Raw genomic sequence first — 20,521 nt, 5'->3', positions numbered from 1 at the left:
CCGCGCTCCCGCTCCAGCGGGTTGCTGTCCATCACCCGCTCCGCCACGTGCTGGTTGTCACGGAACGTCCCCGCCTGGCGGAGCATGTGGTCCACCAGCGTGGTTTTTCCGTGGTCCACGTGGGCGATGATGGCGATGTTGCGAATCGGCATATTCCAGAGGGACAGGGTCCGGGGGACAGGGTACAGCCAGCGAAAGGCTTGCCGCCCCGCCGCACGTCCGCGTTTCCAAAACCAAAGCAACGAAAGGCGGGCGCCTCGTTCAGGAGGTGCCCGCGCTTCCGGGACAGCCATGTAAAATAGCGAAGATTTGCCGTAGCGTCCAGCCCTGCGGGCCGTTCATCCATCCCGCGCGGAAGGGAATGGACGGAAAGACGCGCGGAGCCCCCGGCGGGGCTGGCGTTTCCGTTTGCAACGAATCGGTGTAACGAATCGACGCCGGACTCTATTCCCCCCCGCTCATGGACGATACGGATACGGCGAAACGAACAAGAGCGGGCACCTGGGAAAGAGGTGTCCACTCTTGCGGCAACCGCGTACTTTACCGCCACGGACGTGCATGGTCCAGCCCTTGCTGGCGCATAACGCACTCGGCTCTTGGCACGCGCCCTGCGCGCGCGTAGCTTGTCGGGGCGGCAGTACAGTTCAACACCTCTTGCGTACGGGCGAGGAAATGGCCAGAGAGACGGGAACGGTGAAGTGGTTCAATCCGGAAAAGGGCTTCGGCTTCATCGCCCGTGAAAACGGCGAAGGCGACGTCTTTGTCCACCACAGCGCCATCCAGGGGGGCGGGTTCAAGACGCTGGTTGACGGCGAGCGCGTGGAGTTCGACGTGGTGCAGGGCCAGAAGGGCCCGGCGGCGGAGAGCGTCGTGCGTCTTGACGCGCCCGCGGGCGGCGGTGACAGCGGCGGCCGCGGCGGCTACGGCGGCGGCGGCGGTGGCCGTGGCGGCGGTGGCTACGGCGGCGGTGGTGGCGGCCGTGGGGGTGGCGGCGGCTACGGCGGCGGCGGTGGCGGGTACGGCGGTGGGGGCGGCGGCTACGGCGGCGGCGGTGGTGGTGGTGGCCGCGGCGGCCGTGATCGCGACCGCGACCGCGGCGGCGATCGCTGGTAGGCGCGGCATAGCGAGGCCCGGGCCTGTGTTGGCCGGGCCTCGCGTGCGCTTCACTACGTCGGGAGAACGCGGGCCGCCGCACGATCGGAGCGGCGCGCCCGCTGTCCCTGCGCCACCGTCAGGCGCAGCAGAGCGAGGCCCCGGCCATGGCGGCGGGGGCCTCGCTCTGCTTCAGACGTCGAGGAGAAGCGGCCGCTTAGAAGTTGTAGCGGCGCGCTGCGCGCTTGCGGTCCTTGTGCCGGCGGCGCTCGGCGGCCTTTTCCTTGGCCTTGCGAGCTTCGCTGGGCTTCTCGTAGAACCGCTTGCGGCGCATGTCCTTGAACAGGCCCGAGCGAATCATGCGGCGGCGGAACTGCTTCAGGGCCCAGTCCAGGCGGTCGGTCTCCGCGAGCTGAATCTCTACCACGACGATCCCTTCCAGGATGAAAGAAAAAAGACCTGGCGTTCGTGTCCAGGTCCAACGAACCCGTCACATCCGCGATTTCCACGGCATAGCAGCCCTATAAACTAGGCACGCCAGCCCTGCAAGTCAACGGATGGCGGCCATCTTTTGTGCTCCACGCGCACCGCCAGCCGAACCCGCGGCTTGAAACAGGAGCCTCCCGCAGCACATAAATCATTGATGTACATGCGGTTATGCATTGCACCGCCGAACTGTCATTTTGGGAGAGCGCCGCGCCGATTCCCCCAGCCAGACACCCGGCGCAAGACAGAGAGATTTACTCTCCGGCCGCTGGCGCCTGTTTCACAGGTACGACGACGGTTCGGTGCGTCCCGCGACGCCTCTCCTACTCTGCCGCTGACTCAATCTCCCTCACCAGGTCCTCGTCCGACAGGTTCTCGTCCCAGCCGCCGGGCAGTTCCAGGTTCACCGACATGGCGCCGCCGCTGGGCGTGCACACCACGCGGTAACGGTCCGTCCCCTCCACCCGCGCCGCCTCGCTCTTTCCGTCCTCCGAAAGTCCCGCGTACGCTTCCACGCAGCTCCACGTGGTCCCCTCCCCGTCCGTCACCTCGCGCGGCATCCGTTCTTTCTCCTCAATCTGATGTGATCCAGATTTCCGGTTCGGGTGCGGAAATCATGCCGGGGGCGACATCGGTTTCTGACCCACGCCTGCATTGGGATAGCAGACGGTTGACTTGGCCAAGTACGTACAATACCCTTTAAAGACGACAAATCACAGCCCAACGGGAGGTTCTTGTGAAAAAACTGCGTCTCGACCCTGAAAAGCTTGCGGTAGAATCTTTCGACACCAGTCCAGGGGCAGTACCTGAGCGCGGCACCGTGCATGGGCGCGAGTTTGCCCATACACCGGACACGTTTTGCGCCTCTCCATCAATGGAATGCTCTGTGTATTCCTGTGAACATACATGTGAGTGCATCCACACCGCCCAGGACTGTGTTCCGCCTCTGACACACTAGACGATATCAGACGACCACACGATTGGCGGCTGGTGGATTTTTCACCGGCCGCCTTTTCGATTCACCCTCATAGAGCGAAACTGTGAACTCACTCGTGTGAATCGGCGTTACCAAACTGGCGGAATACAAGCGCACGGCGGCGTCCTTCGTCCACAAAATCCACTTATACCTCTTGTTGGAGGGACCGGACAGCTCCTTTGAATCATCGCTCGCTCAGCGGTGAGCAGTACGATTTCGCGGGGTGTCGCTGCTCGCGGGACACAAAAAGACCCACGCTCCACCCGATTCGGCTCAACCGGGTAGAGCGTGGGCTCTATTTTCGAACGGGTCAGCTGCGGCGCCTGGAGAGGCTGTGGTAGCCGATCATCTTGTGCACCAGCTTGGCGACGACGAAGTCCGGCGCCGCGTTGCCGCCGATCGGCGCCAGTTCCACCACGTCGGCGCCGACCACGTTCTTTTCCTCGAACACGCGGCGCAGAAGCTTGAGCGTGGGATACCACGCGGGGCCGCCCGGCTCCGGCGTGCCGGTGGCGGGCATGAGCGACGGGTCAAAGTAGTCCACGTCGAAGGTGATGAAGACGTCGTCGCCCAGCGCGTCGAAGGCGCGGTCGATCCACGCCTCGTTGTCCCACATCTCCTCGGCAAAGATGGTGGTGATGTTCCCCTCGCGGGAGCGGATGAGCGCGCGTTCCTCGCTGGTGATGGCGCGAATGCCCACCTGCACCAGATCCGCGCGGTCGATGCACTGCGCCATCACCGCCGCGTGCGAGTACGCGCTGCCCTCGTACTCCAGCCGCAGGTCGCCGTGCGCGTCGAACTGCAGAATGCTCAGCCGGCGTCCCTCGCCCAGCCGGTCGGCGTGGGCCAGCACCGGGGCGCTGGTAATGCTGTGCTCGCCGCCCAGCCCAATGACCAGCTTGTCGCCCGCCTCGGCCAGGATGGCGGCCATCGACTCGCGCAGTTCCGTGACCGCGGCCTCGGGCCCGGCGCTGGTCAGGTGCAGCGCCGGCAGCGTGCACACGCCCACACGCGGCCCGGGCTCGTCATCCAGCTCCTGGTCGTACAGCTCGATAAAGCGCGACGCCTGGATGATGGCGTCGGGCCCCAGCTTGGTGCCGCCCTGGTAGCTGACGGTGGACTCGTACGGGATGGGGAGGATGACCACGCCGGCGTTCTGCCAGGTGGCCGCGTCGCCCTCCAGCCCCAGGAAGTTGCGCGGAAGCTCCCAGGACAGGCCCTGGAGCGACTCGGGGATCTCGACGGACATGTCGTTCATCTGCGTTGCGGGCGTGTTGCGGCCGCGCCGGGTGTGGCGCGGGGGCGGGCAATCTCGCGCGCGGGAGGCGGCGGGGAAAGGGGCGGCGGGTGGTGAACGGGTGAACGGGTGAACGGGTGAACGGGTGAATGGGTGAACGGGGACAAAGGGAGATTGTTGATGCGACCCGCCATCCACGGAGTACTGGCGTTGACCTGCGAGCAGGTGAAGCCCCGTTTTGCGAGGAACGAGCAAAGACGGGGCTTATGGCCGTGCTAGCCCCCGGCTTTAGCCCGGGGTGCCTGGGCGAGCGACCCGCCAAACGCAAACCGCCCCGCGAGATCATCTCGCGGGGCGGTTTCGTACCTTCGTACCTTCGTACCTTCGTACCTTCCTAGAACGTCAGCGCCGGGCAGGCCACACCCTCGTGCTTCAGCTGCACGCCGGCGGCGCGGCAGTCGGGGCACAGGCCGTACACCTCAAGCTTGTGCCGCGCGGGGAGAAAGCCGTGGGCGCGCGCCACCTCGTCCTGGATTCGCTGGATCTCGGGGCGGCGGAACTCTACCACGTTGCGGCAGTTGGTGCACACCAGGTGCTGGTGTCCGCGCTGCTGCCCGAACAGGTGCTCGTACCGCTTGAACCCGTCGCCAAAGTCGTGGTCCTCAACCAGCCCGCTGCGCACCAGAATCTCCATGGTGCGGTAGATGGTGGCCTTGCCAATGCGCTCGCCACGCTGCTTGAGCTCGGCCTCGATCTCCTCCACCGACAGGTGCCGGGTGGAGCTGAACACCACGTCGGCAACGACCTCGCGCTGCAGCGTGACCGGCAGCCCGTGCTGGCGCAGGTAGCGCCGGAACAGGTGCAGGTAGGGTGAGTTGGCGACGGCTTCGGTGGCGGCCATTCAAGTTCTCGGGTCGTCGGGATCCGCGGAAGGCGCATCCGGCACTAACGATAATGATTCTCGATAGCCGGGGTCAAGCACCACGCCCCCCAGCTCCGCCAGAAGCTCCGCCCACAGCCCCGCGTCTCCCCCCGTCTCGCGCACGTCCGGCGTCTCCGGAACGTCCAGCCGGCGCAGCACGCCTTCGATAATGCGGTCGATGCGGTCCAGCGGCACCGTCCCCTGCTCCGCCAGCTCGTCCGTGCGCACCGGCTTCGCGCGAGGCGCGGGCGGCTCCAGGACGTAGTGCAGCGTGTGGATGGTCCGCGTCCGCCGTGCCCCGTCGTCCTCCGGAAACACGGAGAGCACCGCCAGCCCGCTTTCCCGCGCCCCCAGCTGCCGCGCGGGAAACAGCCACACGGCGTCCACCCGCTCCGGCGCGATGCGCTCCGCCGCGGCCGCCAGCGCCGCCGCCAGCGCGGGGTTGATGCGCCCCGGCTGGACCTCCGCGTCCTGGCTCAGGCGGCCCCGGCGGTCTGCGGGGCTCGCGCGCGCTCCGCCGCCTCCTGCTCCACGTAAAAGCGAAGGACGTGAAGGAAGTCCTGCGCGTTGGTGATCACACCGAACGCCTGGTGCGTGCCGCGGTCCTTGAGCTTCGAAACGACGAACTCGGACGAATCCACGCAGATCGTCGTCAGCGGCCGCACCGCGCCCGTTTCCTCCGTCCACACGTACGAGGGGAGCATGTTGCCGGTGGCGATGGAGTGCAGCGCCGTGGCGATCATGATGACCCCCGTGCAGCGCCGCGTGTGCTCCTTCATCACCTCCTGGCAACGGATGGCGTCGGTGATGGTGTCGGGGAGCGGGCCGTCGTCGCGGATGGAGCCGGCCAGCACGTACGGCACCCCGGAGGTCACCGCCGCGTGCATCACCCCCTCGGTGATGATCCCCTGCTCCACCGCCGCGGCGATGGAGCCCGCGGCGCGGACGCGGTTGATGGCGCGCATGTGAAAGGCGTGGCCGCCCTCCATGGGAATCCCACGGTTGTTCATCCCCAGCGTGGTGCCCATGGTGGCGCTCTCGATGTCGTGCACCGCCACCGCGTTGCCGCCGAACAGCGCGCCCACGTACCCCTCGCGGATGAACCAGGCCAGCGTGTCGCGGCCGCGCGAATGGAGAACGGCGGGGCCTACCACCCAGATGAAGTGGCCGCCCCGCTCGCGCTCGTCCACCAGGATGCGCGCCATCTCGCCGTAGTCCGTCGGCTTTTCGCGGCTTACCTCCGACGACATGAACTTGAACTCGCCCTCGGGCCCCACGTCGCCCTCGGCGCCCATCAGCCCGCTGGCGTGCACGAAGATCCCCTCGCTGCCGTCCTCGGCTAGCCCCATGGCCACGGGCTGCCCACCGCGCACGTAGCGGCCTTCCAGCACGCGGGGGATGCCGTCGGGGTCCAGCACCAGCGCGCTGTCCATGCGCGGGTCGCGGGGCAGCTTCCACTCGCCGCTCTCCAGCCGGACGTAGGTGGGAAGGTTGGTCGTGGAAAAGAAGCCCTCGGGAAGCACCCCGTCGGCCGGAGCCGCCTGAAAGCGGGCGGCGGGGGCGTTCGCGAAGCGGGGCTGCGAAAAGTCGGGCGCGCGATACATGCGGTACGTCTTCAATCGCCGGGGGAATTCGGTCTGCGAACGCTCGAAACTAGCCGGGGACGGCCCCCGCGAACAAGACGTGCGCACGCACGTCAGGCGCCGCCCTCCTCCCGGCGGCGATACGCCCACACGGGGTCCGGCGGCAGCGGCGCGGGGGCATCCACCCGCTCGATGCGCTCATCCACGCTGCGAAGGCGCGGGAAGTCCGCCACGACCTGGGCGCCTACGCAGGATGCGGAAAGGCGATCCTCCTCGCTCACCGGGCCGTCGAAGTAGAACGCGATCTCCAGCGTGTCGCCGCGCAGTCGGAGCGACACGCCGCGCAGGGCGGACGACACCTCGCCCAGGAGTGCCCGCTGGGCGGAAAGAAGCAGTGTGGCGCGCGTGGGAGCGTCCATGTGGTGTAAAGGCGGGGGTGGAGCGGGAGGGTGAAAGCCAAGGTAGCGGGCCGTCTCGCGCTTCCGCCAGCGTCCTGGAGGAGGGGGATGGCGGAGCGGCGGACGGATGCCGCGCGCAGCGGCATGGGCCCCGCCTCTTTCGCGCGCGGGCCAAAGGGTCCAGATTCGATCCCCTTCACAATTCCGATTGACCGTGGACGTTCCATCCGACGGAGGCCGAGCTGCCTAAGAAGTGGACCATCGACGATTCCCGCGAGCTGTACAACATCGAAGGCTGGGGAATCGGCTACTTCGACATCAACGATCGGGGCCACGTGACCGTGAGCCCGTCCAAGACGGACGGGCCGGCGCTGGACCTCTACGAGCTGGCGACCGACATGGAGGCGCAGGGGGTGGGGCTGCCCCTGCTGCTGCGCTTCAGCGACATCCTGCGCACGCGCATCGAAACGCTGGGCGACCGCTTTGCCACGGCCATCCGGGAGTTTGGCTACGAGGGCGGCTACACCACGGTGTACCCCATCAAGGTCAACCAGCAGCGGCACGTGGTGGAGGAGATCGTCCAGTACGGCGAGCGCCACGGCGTGGGGCTCGAGGTGGGGAGCAAGCCGGAGCTGCAGGCGGTGCTGGCGCTCAACGAGCGCACCGACCACCTGATCATCTGCAACGGCTACAAGGACGAGGAGTTCATGCGGCTGGCCCTGATGGGCCAGAAGCTGGGCCACAAGGTGCTCATCGTCATCGAAAAGCTGAGCGAGGTAGAGGTGCTGCTGCGCGTGGCGGACGAGATGGGCGTTACGCCCACGGCCGGCGTGCGCATCAAGCTCAGCGCCACGGGCGCCGGCCGCTGGAGCGAGACGGCGGGCGAAAAGAGCAAATTCGGGCTGAACAGCGCCCAGCTGGTCAAGGTGCTGGACGTGCTGGACCAGGCGGGAAAGATGGACATCCTCAAGCTGATCCACTTTCACCTGGGCTCGCAGATCCCCGACATCCGCAACATCAAGCTGGCGATGACGGAAGTGGCGCGGTACTACGTGGAGCTGCGCCAGCTGGGGGTTGACGTGCAGTACGTGGACGTGGGTGGCGGGCTGGGCGTGGACTACGACGGGTCGCGCTCCACCAGCTCGGCCAGCGTGAACTACTCCATGCAGGAGTACGCCAACGACATCGTCTACGCGCTGGCCGAGGCATGCCGCGAGAACGAGGTGTCCATGCCGCACATCATCTCCGAGAGCGGCCGGGCCCTTACCGCGCACCACGCGCTGCTGCTGATCAACGTCATCGACCTGGAGACGCAGAGCCCGGAAAAGCCGGAGCCGGTGGGCGAGGACGACCACGCGCTCATCCAGGAGCTGGCGGGCGTGTACCGCGAGCTGGACGCGCGCCGCGTCCACGAGGTGTACCACGACGCGGCGTTCCTCAAGGAGCAGCTGGTGGTGCACTTCAACTCCGGCACGCTGTCCTTGCGCGAGCGGGCCAACGGCGAGCGGTACTGGCTGGCCATCATGAACCGGGTGGCGCAGCTGGCGGCGAAGGACCCGGAAGAGTACGAGGACATCCTCCCCGAGCTGGAGGCCATCCTGATCGACCGGTACTTCTGCAACTTTTCGCTCTTTCAGTCGCTGCCGGACAGCTGGGCCATCGACCAGCTGTTCCCCATCATGCCCATCCACCGGCTTGACGAAGAGCCCACGCGGCGGGGCACGCTGCAGGACGTGACCTGCGACAGCGACGGCAAGATCGACCACTTTGTGGGATGGCGCAAAGCCAAGCCCAGCCTGGAGCTGCACTCGTTCCGGCGCGAGGAGCCGTACGTGCTGGGGATCTTCCTCACGGGCGCGTACCAGGAGATCCTGGGCGACCTGCACAACCTGTTCGGCGACACCAACGCCGTGCACGTAAAGCTCACCGAAACCGGGTACGAGATCGGCGACCTGGTGCACGGCGACACCATCACCGAGGTGCTGAACTACGTGCAGTTCAACACGCAGGACCTGATCGCCACCTTCCGCCGCAAGATCGCCAACGCCGGCACGCGCATCACGCGGCCGGAAGCGAACGCGTTCATCGCGGACTACATCGCCGGGCTGGCGGGGTATACGTATCTCGAGGGCGACGCGTAGGCTGTGGTGTGAGGGTGTGAGGGTGTCATGGTGTGAGGGTGTGAGGGTGATGCACGGAGGGCGGGCTTCCCGGTTGGGGAGCCCGCCCTTTTCGCCATGGGGCAGATGACCCGCTTGCGATTCACAAATCTCAGTAACCGGCGTAACAGGTGGGACTCCGTTTCTCAATCTGAGACACACGCGCCACATTCCGTGTGTGGCAGATGCGTTCCGGAATATCATCCAAACCATTACCTGTCAGGTATTTACATCGGAACGGCACCGATTGGAACATGCCATGCCTGAGGCGGCGGCGTCCGGCGGGCTCACGATGGTGGAGCGCCGGATCTGAGCGGCCGCGGGCTGGGCCCCGGACGAAATCCGAATCGACCAACCGTTTCTCTGGAGATAGACCGATGCGCAATCTCGACCTCGACGCCCTCGCGGTGGACAGCTTCTCGACGGAGGCGGCCGGCGATCCCACGCAGTGGACCGCGGTGGCTCCCCCGCCAACGCCCGGCACCATCACCTGCTACGAAGCCGGCGTGGATGCGTGCACGGTCGTGCAGCCCTGCTGCGTGGTGAAGCCCTGACCGCCGCCAGCACACGCGGCACCGCTCCGGGCGGCGAGCGCGGCCCGGAGTTCACGAACCTGACAACCATCCGACTGAAAGATAGATCGATGATCCTGGACCTGAACGCGCTGACGGTGGAGTCTTTTGATACGGACGCCGGCTCGGCGGAGCTGCAGATGCTTCCCCGCACCGTCACCAAGAACGTGGTCGTGTGCTTTGCCGAGGGCACGCAGGCGTGCCTGGTGGCGCCCACGCCCGACACCAGCTGCGGCTGCTGAACCGGTAGCCACCTCCCCGCCGCCTCACGCGGCAATTGACGAAAACAAATTTCCAGACTGGAGATAGATCGATGATTCTGGACCTGAACCAGCTGTACGTGGAGAGCTTTGAGACCAGCACCGGCGCGCCGGAGCTGATGCGGACAACCCGTCCCGTCACCGAGCAGGTGCAGGTCTGCGCCATTGGGACGCTGGTACAGGCGCCCGCGCCCACCGAAAACCCGGAGTATTGCTAGAACGCCGAGCGGGCTCCCACGCCACCTGCATCGCCGGCGCGTGGGGGCCCAGCGCCGCCCGGAGGGACGGCACACCCACCAGCACGCGGATCCTCCGCTACCTTGTGACGCATCCGCGCGGCGGAACACAACAGGGGCGCCTCCCTCGCGGAGGCGCCCTCGCCGTTTGCAGCCCAATATGCTTACCGCCGGCGAGTTACATCGGCGCGCCCTGTCAGGACGAGAACAGACGCGCGGATTCGCGAAACTCTGCCGCTGCTCCCGTCGTAAGGTACGGCGAGCGGGAGGGGCGCTTCCGCGACTTCATTGCAAGAATGCGAGGCGGATATGCGGAATCCTGGAACGGCGGCGGTGCTCAGCTTCTTTGTCCCCGGCTTGGGACAGCTGTACAACGGCCGGTGGATGCGCGCCATCTTCTGGTTCATCTTTACCCCCGGCCTGTGGCTGGGGACCGGCGGATTCTTCGGCTGGGTGGCGCACGTGGTCGCGGCGATCACCGCCTACCGCTACGCCAGGCGTCATCCGCACCCCGAGTTCGACTGAACTGCATGGGGTACAAAGGGTCAGAGAAAGGCCGGAGGAACAGAGGACCCGATCGACGTTTTCCTCTGTTCCTCCGGCTTTTCTCCGTTCCTCTGTACCCCCATGCAGTAAAGGTCCGCTGAAGCAGGAAGTCCGGGAAACGAAAGCGAGGACGTGGATGAGCAATCATCCGCGTCCTCTCGTTTTGCTCCGCGTCTGCGCGTAAGGCGCTCCGCTATCCCTTGAGCGCGCGGCGCACGGAGTCGACCACGCGGTCCACTACCCTCTCCACCGGCTCGTGAAAGGTGGCGCCGGCGGCCTTTACGTGCCCGCCGCCGCCAAACTCGCGCGCCACCCGGTTCACGTCGGCCGCGCCGTTGGAGCGGAACGAAACCTTGGTCTCCCCCGGCTTGGTTTCCCGGAAGAGCAGCGCCACCTCCGTGCCCTCCACGGAGCGCACGTGCTCGATCAGCCCGTCGAAGTCCTCGCCGGTGGCGCCCAGGCGCGCGGTGACGCGGTGGGGGACGACCATCCAGCTGATGCGGCCGTCGGGGTCGCTCTCCAGGCTCTCCAGCGCCTCGCGCAGCAGTTCCAGCCGCCGCCGCGGCGCCGTGGCGAACAGGCGGCGGTACACCACCTCGGGATCAATGCCCAGCCGCATGAGCTCCGCCGCCACGGCAAGGACGCGCGGCGTGGTGTTGCCGTAGCGGAACGAGCCGGTGTCGCTCACCAGCGCCACGTACGCCCCCAGCGCCGAAGCGTGCGGCACCGCGTCGCCGGCCAGGGTGATCAGGTCGTACACCATCTCACCCGTGGCGGCGGCGCTGGCGTCCTGCACCGCCACGTCGCCAACGACTTCGCGCCCGGGCGGATGATGGTCGACCACGAGGGTCCGCCCGGGGGCAAGAAAGGTGGCCAGCCCCGCCAGCCGCTCCGGCTCGCTGGTGTCCAGCACCAGGTGCAGGTCCGCGTCCTCCAGCGCGGCCTCGCCCTCGGGGGTGCCAAAGTCGGCCACCACGTCCTGCCGGTGCAGCACCCAGCGCAGCGAGTCAGGGAACGGAGTGGGATTCACGATGGTAGCACGCACGCCCCGCCCCTCCAGCCACGCGGCGATCGCCGCCTGCGAGCCGGCGCCGTCGCCGTCGGCGTGCACGTGGGTGTGCAGCGACACGTGGGCCGCCCCCAGCAGCGGCTGCAGCAGCCGGCGCAGGGGAAAGGCTCGGGACTCGGGGACGGCCAGCAGGTCGCTCATCGGCTCCGTCAAAGACGCGGGGTGCACGGTGGGTCAAAATCCTACGGGCGCGCGCCGCGCCGCGCAACGTGCGGGGCGTCCGGAGGCCCGCGGCGGGCGCCGGAAGGCGCCGCAAAGTGCCCCGTGGTGGATCGAACGCTTGACCGAAATCATCCGTCGCTTACATTCACGGGATTCCTTACCCGATTTTCCCCGGTCCGGCACCCGCTCCCTCACGCGATCCAGACTTTCCGGCGTACTCCGCGTGTCCGTCGCCAGACCGATTTCACAGCAAAGCACCCCGAGCGGCCCCATGGCCGCCTTTGCGCGCGCGCCGGGCCGGCGCGCCGTGTTCCCACCCACGTGGCGGACGGGCAGTCCGCCCAGACAGGAGCTGTCATGAGCCTTTTCGCGCGTAAGTCGATCGACGAGCTGCGCGCCGACGCCTTCAGCGAAGGCGAGCACGCGTTGAAACGGTCGCTGACCGCCATGAACCTGGTGCTGCTGGGCATTGGCGCCATCATCGGCGCGGGCATCTTCGTGCTCACCGGCACGGCGGCGGCGCGCAACGCGGGACCGGCGGTGGTCATCTCGTTCGTCGTGGCAGGCCTTGGCTGCCTGTTCGCGGGTCTGTGCTACGCGGAATTCGCGGCCATGATCCCCATCGCGGGCTCGGCGTACACGTACAGCTACGCAACCCTGGGCGAGTTCATCGCCTGGATCATCGGGTGGGACCTGATCCTGGAGTACCTGTTTGGCGCGGCGACGGTTGCGGTGGGCTGGAGCGGCTACTTTACCGAGTTCATGCGCGAGATCGGGCTGAACCTGCCCGAGGCATGGACACAGGCGCCCCTGAACGTGCAGGGCACGCACACGCTGGTGCGCAACCCGGGCGCCATCATCAACCTGCCGGCCATGATCCTGATCCTGCTGATGACCTGCCTGCTGGTGGTCGGCATCCAGGAGTCGGCCAAGTTCAACAACATCATCGTCTACGTAAAGACGGCGATCGTGCTGCTGGTGATCGGCTTTGGCTTCCAGTACGTGGACGCCGCCAACTGGTCGCCCTTCATCCCGCCCAACACGGGTGAGTTTGGCGAGTACGGATGGAGCGGCGTCGTCCGCGCGGCGGCGGTGGTGTTCTTTGCGTACATCGGCTTCGACGCGGTATCCACCGCGGCGCAGGAAGCCAAGAACCCGCAGCGCGACCTGCCCATCGGCATGCTGGGCTCGCTGGCCATCTGCACCGTGCTGTACATCCTGATGGCGCTGGTGATGACGGGCATGGCGCATTACACCGAGCTCAACGTGCCGCACCCGGTGTTCGTGGCGCTGGAAAAGGCGGGTGAGCCGCTGGCCTGGCTGCGCTACTTCGTGAACATCGGCGCCATCGCCGGCCTGGCTTCGGTGGTGCTGGTGATGCTCATGGGCCAGCCGCGCATCTTCTACAGCATGTCGCGCGACGGCCTGCTGCCGCCGGTGTTCGGCAAGGTGCACCCCCGCTTCCGCACGCCGTACATCACCACCATCCTTACGGGCTGCGTGGCGGCGCTGGTGGCCGGCTTCTTCCCCATCGGCCTGCTGGGCGAACTGGTGTCCATCGGCACGCTGCTGGCGTTCGTGATCGTGTGCGCGGGCACCTGGTACCTGCGCGTCAAGGAGCCCAACCGCGAGCGTCCGTTCAAGACGCCGCTGGTGCCGCTGGTGCCCATCCTGGGCATCCTCACCTGCGGCTTCATGATGTACTTCCTGCCGCTGGACACGTGGCTGCGCCTGATCGTGTGGATGATCATCGGCGTGGTGATCTACTTCGTCTACGGCCGCCACCACAGCGTGCTGGCGCGCACCGGCCACCAAGTGTACGAGGACGAGCCGTCGCGCCCCAACTTCACGCACGAAGACGACCGCCGGTAGTCTTTGCTCCGTGACGCAGCACCGCCCCTTTTCCGGTTTCCGGGAGAGGGGCGGTTTTTGTTCGTGGCCGCAAGGAAAGGATGGCCTCACACGGAGTCAACGGAGTCAACGGAGTCAACGGAGTTTTTTCGCGCCGTTGCCTCTGCTGCCGGCGCGCGGCGAAATGATGATTTCCTGAGAGGGGATCGCCGACTCTTTTGCTCCCGATGGAGGCACACTGTCATCCTGAGGGAGCGCACGCCCGCAACTTTCATAACCGCATGAGCTTGCGCGCGACCGAAGGATCTTTGTCGGGTCACGCGAGACCCAGCCCTCGGGAGCCGTTCAATTCAAGTCCCTCGGTCAGGCAGGCAAGATCCTTTGGTCGTCGCCAACGCTTTGCGTGAAAGCAGTTTCCGGGGTGGCGCCTCCCTCAGGCTCAGGAAGTCAGCGCTTCGCATTTGGGATGTAAACGCCCTCGGCCGGTCCATCAGCCCAGGTCCAGGCCCATCTGCGGATCGTCCGGGCGTTGCGCGGGCTTCCCTGCCCCGGCGTTATCCGGCGGGGCGGCGGATTCCTGCTCGCGAAGCCAGCGCTCGATGACGGCGACCACGTGGGCGCGCTCCTCCCCCGTAAGGTCGCGGCCTTTGGGGATGCGGTGCCACTTGGCCAGGCAGCCCCGGCAGCAGGTGGCGGTGGCGTGCTGGGCCAGAAAGACGGGGTGCCCGCGCATGGGCGTCTGCTTGCCGTCGTTCGGCGGCTCCGCGGGCGCCAGGCGCGACGCGATCATCTCGTCCGCGTGGCGCAGCACGGTTTGCATCCCCTTCGCCTGCTGGTACGCCAGATCCGCCCCGCGCAGCCGGAAGCGGCGGCGAAAGGCGGACTGCCCCAGGGCGGCGAACAGGTCGTCGTGGTCGCGCATGGTGGGCAATCTATGCGTTTCCGCGGCACGGCGCGCGCGGGAGGGTGGGCACAAGATCAGTATTGCAGGATGAATGCAAACGTCCATATTGCATTGCAAAAATCCCGGCCGCGCGCAGCGTCAGAACGACGTTTGTTTCCGTCCGGTGCCGTCAAACGTAGCTCAGGACTGAGTTGAGCGTCGCGCCCTCTGTGGGGCCGGCATTTTGCGACTGCGTAGCAGATGATGACGAACCGCCCTCACGTGACGCACGTGCGACCGGCTTCGTCAAACGAGCATCCCCCGACCACCCCGTAATCACCCCCGGAGAACGTATGGCGGAGCCCAGGCTGCCCAGAGACGGCGCAAAAGCAGGAGTATCCAAAACGGCCGTGGCGCTGGGCGCCGCGGGCTTGTTCCTGTTCATCGTGGGCGTAAAGCGCAAGTATCGCCTCGACGCCGAGCGCGAAACCGCCGCTGCCGAGCGGGGGCGGGAACGCGAGCAGGCCTGAGCGGATGATGCGAAGCGGGGCGGCCACGATGGCCGCCCCGCCGTGCATCAGAAGGCCACATTGCGTGGCACGGAATCCTGGTAGCGGTTGTGGGTCGCCCAGAAGGGACATTGCAGGCACGCCTCACCGTCAGGGTAGTCGACCCCCTCCTCGTGCGGGCATCCGAAGATCCCCGCCATGAGCGAAATCTGGCGGGCTCCTTGTGTCTTGAAGAAGCGCGTTACCTCCTTCCCGATCCGCCGGTCTACCCGTACGTCCACACGATCCTCGAACCACTTCCGCATCAGCGGTTCCGCGCCGTCGTACGCGATCACGGTGGCGACCACCTTGCTGGCGTGCAGGTTGTCGGGTCCGTAAAAGGCGAGGGTGCCCAGGGGCCACTCTGGCGCCGCCCCGTTCTCCAGCATCGACATCCACGGCCGGATCTTTTTCATCGTCCTCTCCCTCGTTGTCCACACAACGTACCTTCTCACAGTGCACGGAATGCCGCACCGGCGCAAGCACGCGGGCCGGACCGCCGGCTGCACGCGCTTGGGGCTTCCTCCCTCGCGCGCGACCGGACCACGGCTGTATCTTCCGCCGGATTGCGAAAACCGCGCACCGACACCGGAAGAACGCTGATGCCCGCGACCGAATTTCTGCAGCGCAACCGCGACAAGCACCTCGACGAGCTCAAGGAGTGGCTCCGCATTCCCAGCGTGAGCGCCAAGAGCGAGCACAAGGACGACACGGCGCGCGCCGCCGACTGGCTAGCGGAGCGCATGCGCGAGGCCGGCCTCACCGTCGAGATTATCGCCACGGCGGGGCACCCGGTGGTCCTGGGCGAGTGGCGCGGCGCGGCGGAGGGCGCGCCCACGCTGCTCGTCTACGGCCACTACGACGTGCAGCCGGCGGAGCCGCTGGACGAGTGGACCAGCGAGCCGTTCGAGCCCGAGGTGCGTGACGGCAACCTGTTCGCCCGCGGCTCGGTGGACGACAAGGGGCAGGTGTACCTGCACGTAAAGGCGGTGCAGGCGCTGCTGGCCGAAGACGGCACGCTGCCGGCCAACGTGGTGTTCGTCATCGAAGGCGAGGAGGAGGTCGGCTCGCCCAACCTGGCGGCGTTCCTCGCCGAGAACGCGGAGCGGCTGGCGTGCGACGCCGTCGTCATCAGCGACACCACCATGTTCGCCCCCGGGCTGCCCTCCATCACCACGGGGCTGCGGGGGATGGCGTACATGGAGATCCGCGTGCAGGGGCCGTCCACCGACCTGCACTCCGGCGCCTACGGCGGCGCGGTGGTCAATCCCGCCAACGCGCTGGCCAGGATCATCGCGCAGCTGCACGACGAGCGCGGCCGCGTGAACATCCCCGGCTTCTACGACAAGGTGCGCGAGCTGACGGCCGAGCAGCGCGACGGCATCAGCAAGCTGCCGTTCGAGGAAGAAAACCTGCGCAAGGAAGTGGGCTCGCCCAGGCTGGGCGGCGAGGACGGGTACGGGCCGCTGGAGCGCATCTGGGCGCGCCCCACGCTGGACGTGAACGGCCTGCTTTCCGGCTACACGGGAGAGGGCGCCAAGACGGTGCTGCCGGCCAGGGCGATGGCCAAGGTGTCCATGCGGCTGGTGCCCGACCAGGACTACAAGCAGGTGGAAACGATGTTCATCGACCACGTGCGGTCGCTGGCGCCGGAGGGGGTCACGGTCGAGGTGCTGGCGCTGCACGGCGGCCAGCCCTGGTTCGCCGAGGGAAGCGGCCCGGTGTTCGACGCGGCGGCGCGCGCGCTGGAGCAGGCGTGGGGACGCAAGCCGGTGTTCATCCGCGAGGGCGGATCCATCCCCATCGTGCAGGCGTTCCAGGAAACGCTGGGGGCGCCCGCGCTGCTGATCGGCTTCGGGCTGCCGGGCGAGAACGCGCACGCGCCCAACGAGTGGATGTCGGTCGAGAACTTCCACAAGGGCGCCGAGGCGATCGCCATGCTGTACGAGGGGCTGCGGTGAGCGCTGCGGAGGTGATGGACGAGACGGCCGAGGGCGAGGCGCGGGCGTTCGTCGAGGAGATGACGAGCCGCATCGCGCCGCTGGAGCACGAGGCCAACCTGGCGGCGTGGGACGCGGCGGCCGGCGGCGGTGACGAGGCGACGGAGCGGGCTACGCGGGCGCGCGTGGCGTTGCGCGGGCTGTTCACCGACGCGGAGGGGGCGCGGCGGGTGCGCGGGTGGATGGAGTCGGGCCGCGTCGCCGATCCCCTGCTGCGCCGCCAGCTTCACCTGCTGGACGAGGAGTTCACCCGCAACCGCCTGCCGCGCGAAACCATCGACGACCTGGTGAACCGCCAGTCGGAGCTGGAGCGCCTGTTCTACGGCTTTCGCGCGGAGCTGGACGGCGCGCGGGTGACCAACAACGAGATCGTCGACATCCTTACCACGGAGCGCGACTCCGCCCGGCGCCGCGCGGCGTGGGAGGCCAGCAAGCAGATTGGCGCGCAGGTGGCCGAGCCGCTGCGCGAGCTGGTGCGGCGGCGCAACGCGGCGGCCCGCTCCATCGGCTTTCGCGACGCGTACGCCATGGACCTGCACCTGCAGGAGATCGACGAGGCGCAGATGTTCGCCACCATGGACGCGCTTCGTGACGGCAGCGACGCGCCCTTCCGCGCCTTTCGCGCGGGGCTGGACGCGGAGATGGCGGCGCGCTTCGGCGTGTCGCCCGACGCGCTGCGGCCCTGGCACTGGGAAGATCCGTTTGGCCAGCAGGCGCCGGCCATGGGCGAGGTGGACATCGACCAGTACCTGAACCGCGACCCGGTGCAGCTGGCGACGGAGTTCTTTGCCGGCATCGGGCTTCCCGCGGAGGCGATCCTGGCCCGCAGCGACCTGTACGAGCGCGAGGGCAAGGACCAGCACGCCTTTTGCCAGGACGTGGACCGCCGCGGCGACGTGCGCATCCTGTGCAACCTGCGGCCGAACGAAAAGTGGACGGCCACGCTGCTCCACGAGCTGGGCCACGCCGTCTACGACGAGGCGCTGCCGCCCGAGCTTCCGTTCCTCCTCCGCCAGCCCGCGCACATCCTGAGCACGGAAAGCGTGGCGATGTACTTCGGCCGGCTTACGCGCGAGCCGGCGTGGCTGCGCGAGGTGGCGGGCGCGGCGGTGTCGGACGCGGAGGCGCGCGAGATCCGCGGACAGTCGCGCGCGGCCATGCTGATCGCGGCGCGGTGGATGCTGGTGATGATCTACTTTGAGCGCGAGCTGTACCGCGACCCCGACCGGGAGGACCTGAACCGCGTCTGGTGGGAGCTGGTGGAGCGGCTGCAGCTGGTGCGGCACCCCGAGGCGCGTCCGGACGGGACGGACTGGGCCAGCAAGATGCACCTGTCGATGAGCCCGGTCTACTACCACAACTACCTGCTGGGCGAGCTGATGGCCTCGCAGGTGTCGGCCGCGGTACGCCGCGAGACGGGGTTGGCGCCGGACCGCAGCGTGGCCGGCGAGCCGCGGGTGGGAGACTTTTTCCGCGAGCGCATCTTTGCTCCCGGCGCCTCCGTCCCGTGGAACGAGCACCTGCTCCGCGCCACCGGCGAGCCGCTGAACCCGCGCTGGTTCGTGGAACAGTTCGTGGAGGCGTAGCGCCGCCCTCCGCCGATCGGCAGAAGCCCCGCCCGACGACACGTCGGGCGGGGCTTTGCATGGGATCCGGATCCGTCAGCTATGGGAAGATGTTGCCTAGCGCCGTAAGCAGCGCGCTGGCATCGAACGTCGCCATTACCCCTACACCGAGCGGAAAGAAAAACTTCTCTTTCGACCGGCAGTCGGCGGTATTGCCGTCGTCATCGCACGAGGAGTTAGCGAGCACTTCTCTGCGGCCAAAGTGAACGACGCCGTGGAAATCAGCTTTCACCGCCTCCTGAGAAACGCCGCGGAACGGCTGAAGGAGAGACATTCCCATGTAAAAATCCCTACCTTCGGTTTCGAAAGCCGCACCCAACGACACGCGCACGCCGGTCAAACTGGCTACGAACGGAAAGTCGATGCTCAGGGTGGGCTGTGTCTGCCAGCCGCCTTCCTCCCTTCCAACCGAGATCGTCCTGGCTGTAGAATCGGTCACCAGCGTGGTGGTATCGCCCGTGACAGCATCCACAACCCTGCGCGTCACCTGGATTTTCTTCTCAGTAACGGTCCTGGTATCGTACTCCCGGAAATCATATGTAGATACAACCCCAGCCCCGAGGCGAGGTAGTGCACGGGCAACCGCATTCAGCGCCAGGCTCTTCGACGGTTCGTCAGCCAACGATGCCAGCAGGTGCTGGCGTCCGACGACCTCTCCCAGCCGCCACCACGTACTCGCAGTGCATCCACCCAGTGAGGGATTCAGAACTGCGCGTACACTGTCGGGACTGCCAGTGCCCACCGTTCCGTACGACCGAAACACCACGACGTTGCTCTCGCAACGGTCGCCAAAGTTCTCCACCCGCACTGTCACGGGCTCGTGGATCTGGCCCTTTTCATATCCATATACCACGCTGTCACTGACGAGAACGACGCTGCGCTGGGTACTAGCCGTCGCGGGGGCACTCACGTTGATCACACGCGTCGTGGTCCTGCCCGCGACCGTTGCCTTGGCCGTGACTTTGACTCCCGTCCCAGCTGCGCCGAACCAGGAGAAGGTGGCATTTCCATCCCTGTTCGTGCGCACGATGTCCGTGATTGTACGGCCTGGTTCCTCGACGACGAACTCGACGGGTATGCCGCGCACCTGCCGCGCGTGGTTGATCTGAACCGTCAGAGTGTGTTGTCCGGGATTGGCCGCCGCTTTCAGCGTGCAGGGGCCTGAGGTTTCGGCAGGAGTCGAACAGGTGAGCGTGGGTTCTTGTGCGGCGGCGGGCAGCGACAAGAACAGGGTGGCCATCAATGAGAGGAGGATGCAGAACGGTGCAGGGCGCATTGGAGAGGCTCCGGCAGGAAGATAAAGCCAAAATGCATGTAACGAAGCTTTCGCCATAATGTACTCGGAGCGGCATCGGAACAAGGCAAACGTTTGATCCATGCGTGTATTCATCATCCAAGAACCTGTGCTCAAGAACGAACACCTGCTCCGCGCCACAGGCGAGCCGCTGAACCCGCGCTGATTCGTGGAGCAGTTCGTGGAAGCGTAGCGCGCCGCCCTCCGCCGATCGGCAGAAGCCCCGCCCGACGACACGTCGGGCGGGGCTTCGCGTTATTCGTCGACCGAAAAACACTGCCGACGAGATCCGGCGGATCGATGTCATTCTGAGGAAGGCGCACGCCCCGATCTGTCCGGATTGCACCATTGCCCGTGCGCCGACCGAAGAATCTGCCCGATGGGCCCACCGTCCTGTCGGCTACGGCTGGCCCTGGCACGGCGCCCGCCGGTTTCGGCGAGAGATTCGCGCGTCTTCCTCATGATCGGGCCGATCCGATCCGGCGGATCGGTGTCATTCTGAGCTCGACTTTGTCCAAGTTGACATCGTGACGCGGCGGGAGGTCTCGCCCAAACACCCGTCCAGTTTACATTGGGTGCATGTGCTTTCCTATCGCCGCCGCTGGATCCGGATTCGCCGAGT

Annotated in this window: 22 protein-coding genes; 10 read left to right on the top strand and 12 right to left on the bottom strand. The window is 66.9% G+C overall.

The genetic code is table 11. From position 1 onward, the window contains the following. Positions 1–152: GTP-binding protein (locus tag ACOJUJ_RS20115; RefSeq protein ID WP_420128694.1), on the bottom strand; the 152-nt coding region annotated here is incomplete at its 3' end. Positions 153–693: 541 nt separating this feature from the next. Between ACOJUJ_RS20115 and ACOJUJ_RS20110 the strand changes: the two genes are divergently transcribed. Then, entirely contained in the window at positions 694–1,113 is a 420-nt protein-coding gene (locus tag ACOJUJ_RS20110; RefSeq protein ID WP_420128692.1) for a cold-shock protein, read from the top strand. A 196-nt stretch (positions 1,114–1,309) separates the two neighbouring features. Here ACOJUJ_RS20110 and rpsU read toward each other — a convergent pair whose 3' ends face one another. From rpsU to ACOJUJ_RS20075, 7 genes are all read right to left on the bottom strand, one after another. After that, complete coding sequence (gene rpsU, locus ACOJUJ_RS20105; RefSeq protein ID WP_420128691.1) at positions 1,310–1,519, bottom strand: 30S ribosomal protein S21; 210 nt, start codon at positions 1,517–1,519, stop codon at positions 1,310–1,312. Positions 1,520–1,901: 382 nt separating this feature from the next. After that, the gene (locus ACOJUJ_RS20100; protein WP_420128690.1) at positions 1,902–2,138 is read right to left on the bottom strand and encodes a hypothetical protein; all 237 of its coding nucleotides are present in this window, start codon (positions 2,136–2,138) and stop codon (positions 1,902–1,904) included. 726 nt (positions 2,139–2,864) lie between these two features. Next, positions 2,865–3,812 carry an agmatinase gene (gene speB, locus ACOJUJ_RS20095; protein WP_420128689.1) on the bottom strand — a complete coding sequence of 316 codons (948 nt, stop codon included), beginning with the start codon at positions 3,810–3,812 and terminating at the stop codon, positions 2,865–2,867. Positions 3,813–4,185: 373 nt separating this feature from the next. Further along, positions 4,186–4,692 (bottom strand): Fur family transcriptional regulator, encoded by a 507-nt coding sequence (locus ACOJUJ_RS20090; protein WP_420128688.1) that lies wholly within the window; start codon positions 4,690–4,692, stop codon positions 4,186–4,188. Next, positions 4,693–5,100 carry a hypothetical protein gene (locus tag ACOJUJ_RS20085; protein WP_420128687.1) on the bottom strand — a complete coding sequence of 136 codons (408 nt, stop codon included), beginning with the start codon at positions 5,098–5,100 and terminating at the stop codon, positions 4,693–4,695. Between the two features lie 89 nt (positions 5,101–5,189). Then, positions 5,190–6,332 carry a hypothetical protein gene (locus ACOJUJ_RS20080; RefSeq protein ID WP_420128686.1) on the bottom strand — a complete coding sequence of 381 codons (1,143 nt, stop codon included), beginning with the start codon at positions 6,330–6,332 and terminating at the stop codon, positions 5,190–5,192. A 77-nt stretch (positions 6,333–6,409) separates the two neighbouring features. Further along, the gene (locus tag ACOJUJ_RS20075; protein ID WP_420128685.1) at positions 6,410–6,715 is read right to left on the bottom strand and encodes a hypothetical protein; all 306 of its coding nucleotides are present in this window, start codon (positions 6,713–6,715) and stop codon (positions 6,410–6,412) included. Positions 6,716–6,936: 221 nt separating this feature from the next. Between ACOJUJ_RS20075 and speA the strand changes: the two genes are divergently transcribed. The 5 genes from speA (at position 6,937) to ACOJUJ_RS20050 (ending at position 10,446) form a co-directional block, all read left to right on the top strand. After that, complete coding sequence (gene speA / locus ACOJUJ_RS20070; RefSeq protein WP_420128693.1) at positions 6,937–8,835, top strand: biosynthetic arginine decarboxylase; 1,899 nt, start codon at positions 6,937–6,939, stop codon at positions 8,833–8,835. A gap of 395 nt (positions 8,836–9,230) precedes the next feature. Then, positions 9,231–9,407: a hypothetical protein gene (locus ACOJUJ_RS20065; RefSeq protein WP_420128684.1), complete on the top strand. Its 177-nt coding sequence runs from the start codon at positions 9,231–9,233 to the stop codon at positions 9,405–9,407. An 89-nt stretch (positions 9,408–9,496) separates the two neighbouring features. Next, on the top strand, positions 9,497–9,667 hold the full coding sequence (locus tag ACOJUJ_RS20060) for a hypothetical protein (protein ID WP_420128683.1): 171 nt from the start codon (positions 9,497–9,499) through the stop codon (positions 9,665–9,667). Between the two features lie 71 nt (positions 9,668–9,738). Further along, entirely contained in the window at positions 9,739–9,903 is a 165-nt protein-coding gene (locus ACOJUJ_RS20055) for a hypothetical protein (RefSeq protein WP_420128682.1), read from the top strand. Between the two features lie 327 nt (positions 9,904–10,230). Next, on the top strand, positions 10,231–10,446 hold the full coding sequence (locus ACOJUJ_RS20050) for a hypothetical protein (protein ID WP_420128681.1): 216 nt from the start codon (positions 10,231–10,233) through the stop codon (positions 10,444–10,446). A gap of 214 nt (positions 10,447–10,660) precedes the next feature. On the opposite strand, the gene ACOJUJ_RS20045 is transcribed toward ACOJUJ_RS20050, so the two are convergent. Next, positions 10,661–11,677 (bottom strand): DHH family phosphoesterase, encoded by a 1,017-nt coding sequence (locus tag ACOJUJ_RS20045; protein ID WP_420128680.1) that lies wholly within the window; start codon positions 11,675–11,677, stop codon positions 10,661–10,663. Positions 11,678–12,055: 378 nt separating this feature from the next. On the opposite strand from ACOJUJ_RS20045, the gene ACOJUJ_RS20040 reads away from it, so the two are divergent. Next, a complete protein-coding gene (locus tag ACOJUJ_RS20040) occupies positions 12,056–13,570 on the top strand; it encodes an amino acid permease (protein ID WP_420128679.1) in 1,515 nt (504 codons plus the stop codon). A gap of 469 nt (positions 13,571–14,039) precedes the next feature. On the opposite strand, the gene ACOJUJ_RS20035 is transcribed toward ACOJUJ_RS20040, so the two are convergent. Continuing rightward, positions 14,040–14,471 (bottom strand): DUF4186 domain-containing protein, encoded by a 432-nt coding sequence (locus tag ACOJUJ_RS20035; protein WP_420128678.1) that lies wholly within the window; start codon positions 14,469–14,471, stop codon positions 14,040–14,042. 314 nt (positions 14,472–14,785) lie between these two features. Here ACOJUJ_RS20035 and ACOJUJ_RS20030 point away from each other — a divergent pair, with 314 nt between their 5' ends. Continuing rightward, the gene (locus ACOJUJ_RS20030) at positions 14,786–14,962 is read left to right on the top strand and encodes a hypothetical protein (RefSeq protein WP_420128677.1); all 177 of its coding nucleotides are present in this window, start codon (positions 14,786–14,788) and stop codon (positions 14,960–14,962) included. Between the two features lie 47 nt (positions 14,963–15,009). On the opposite strand, the gene ACOJUJ_RS20025 is transcribed toward ACOJUJ_RS20030, so the two are convergent. After that, complete coding sequence (locus tag ACOJUJ_RS20025; RefSeq protein WP_420128676.1) at positions 15,010–15,396, bottom strand: hypothetical protein; 387 nt, start codon at positions 15,394–15,396, stop codon at positions 15,010–15,012. Between the two features lie 186 nt (positions 15,397–15,582). Here ACOJUJ_RS20025 and ACOJUJ_RS20020 point away from each other — a divergent pair, with 186 nt between their 5' ends. Beyond that, the gene (locus ACOJUJ_RS20020) at positions 15,583–16,941 is read left to right on the top strand and encodes a dipeptidase (RefSeq protein WP_420128675.1); all 1,359 of its coding nucleotides are present in this window, start codon (positions 15,583–15,585) and stop codon (positions 16,939–16,941) included. Beyond that, positions 16,938–18,566 carry a M2 family metallopeptidase gene (locus ACOJUJ_RS20015; RefSeq protein WP_420128674.1) on the top strand — a complete coding sequence of 543 codons (1,629 nt, stop codon included), beginning with the start codon at positions 16,938–16,940 and terminating at the stop codon, positions 18,564–18,566. Before ACOJUJ_RS20020 ends, ACOJUJ_RS20015 begins: the two co-directional genes overlap by 4 nt. 79 nt (positions 18,567–18,645) lie before the next feature. Here ACOJUJ_RS20015 and ACOJUJ_RS20010 read toward each other — a convergent pair whose 3' ends face one another. Then, positions 18,646–19,995 carry a hypothetical protein gene (locus ACOJUJ_RS20010; protein ID WP_420128673.1) on the bottom strand — a complete coding sequence of 450 codons (1,350 nt, stop codon included), beginning with the start codon at positions 19,993–19,995 and terminating at the stop codon, positions 18,646–18,648. Positions 19,996–20,521: the final 526 nt, after the last annotated feature.

This window comes from Longimicrobium sp. (assembly GCF_048594345.1).
Classification (GTDB): Bacteria; Gemmatimonadota; Gemmatimonadetes; order Longimicrobiales; family Longimicrobiaceae; genus Longimicrobium.
Note: the sequence above shows the minus strand (reverse complement) of the source record. Positions and strands in the feature narration are given on the sequence as shown.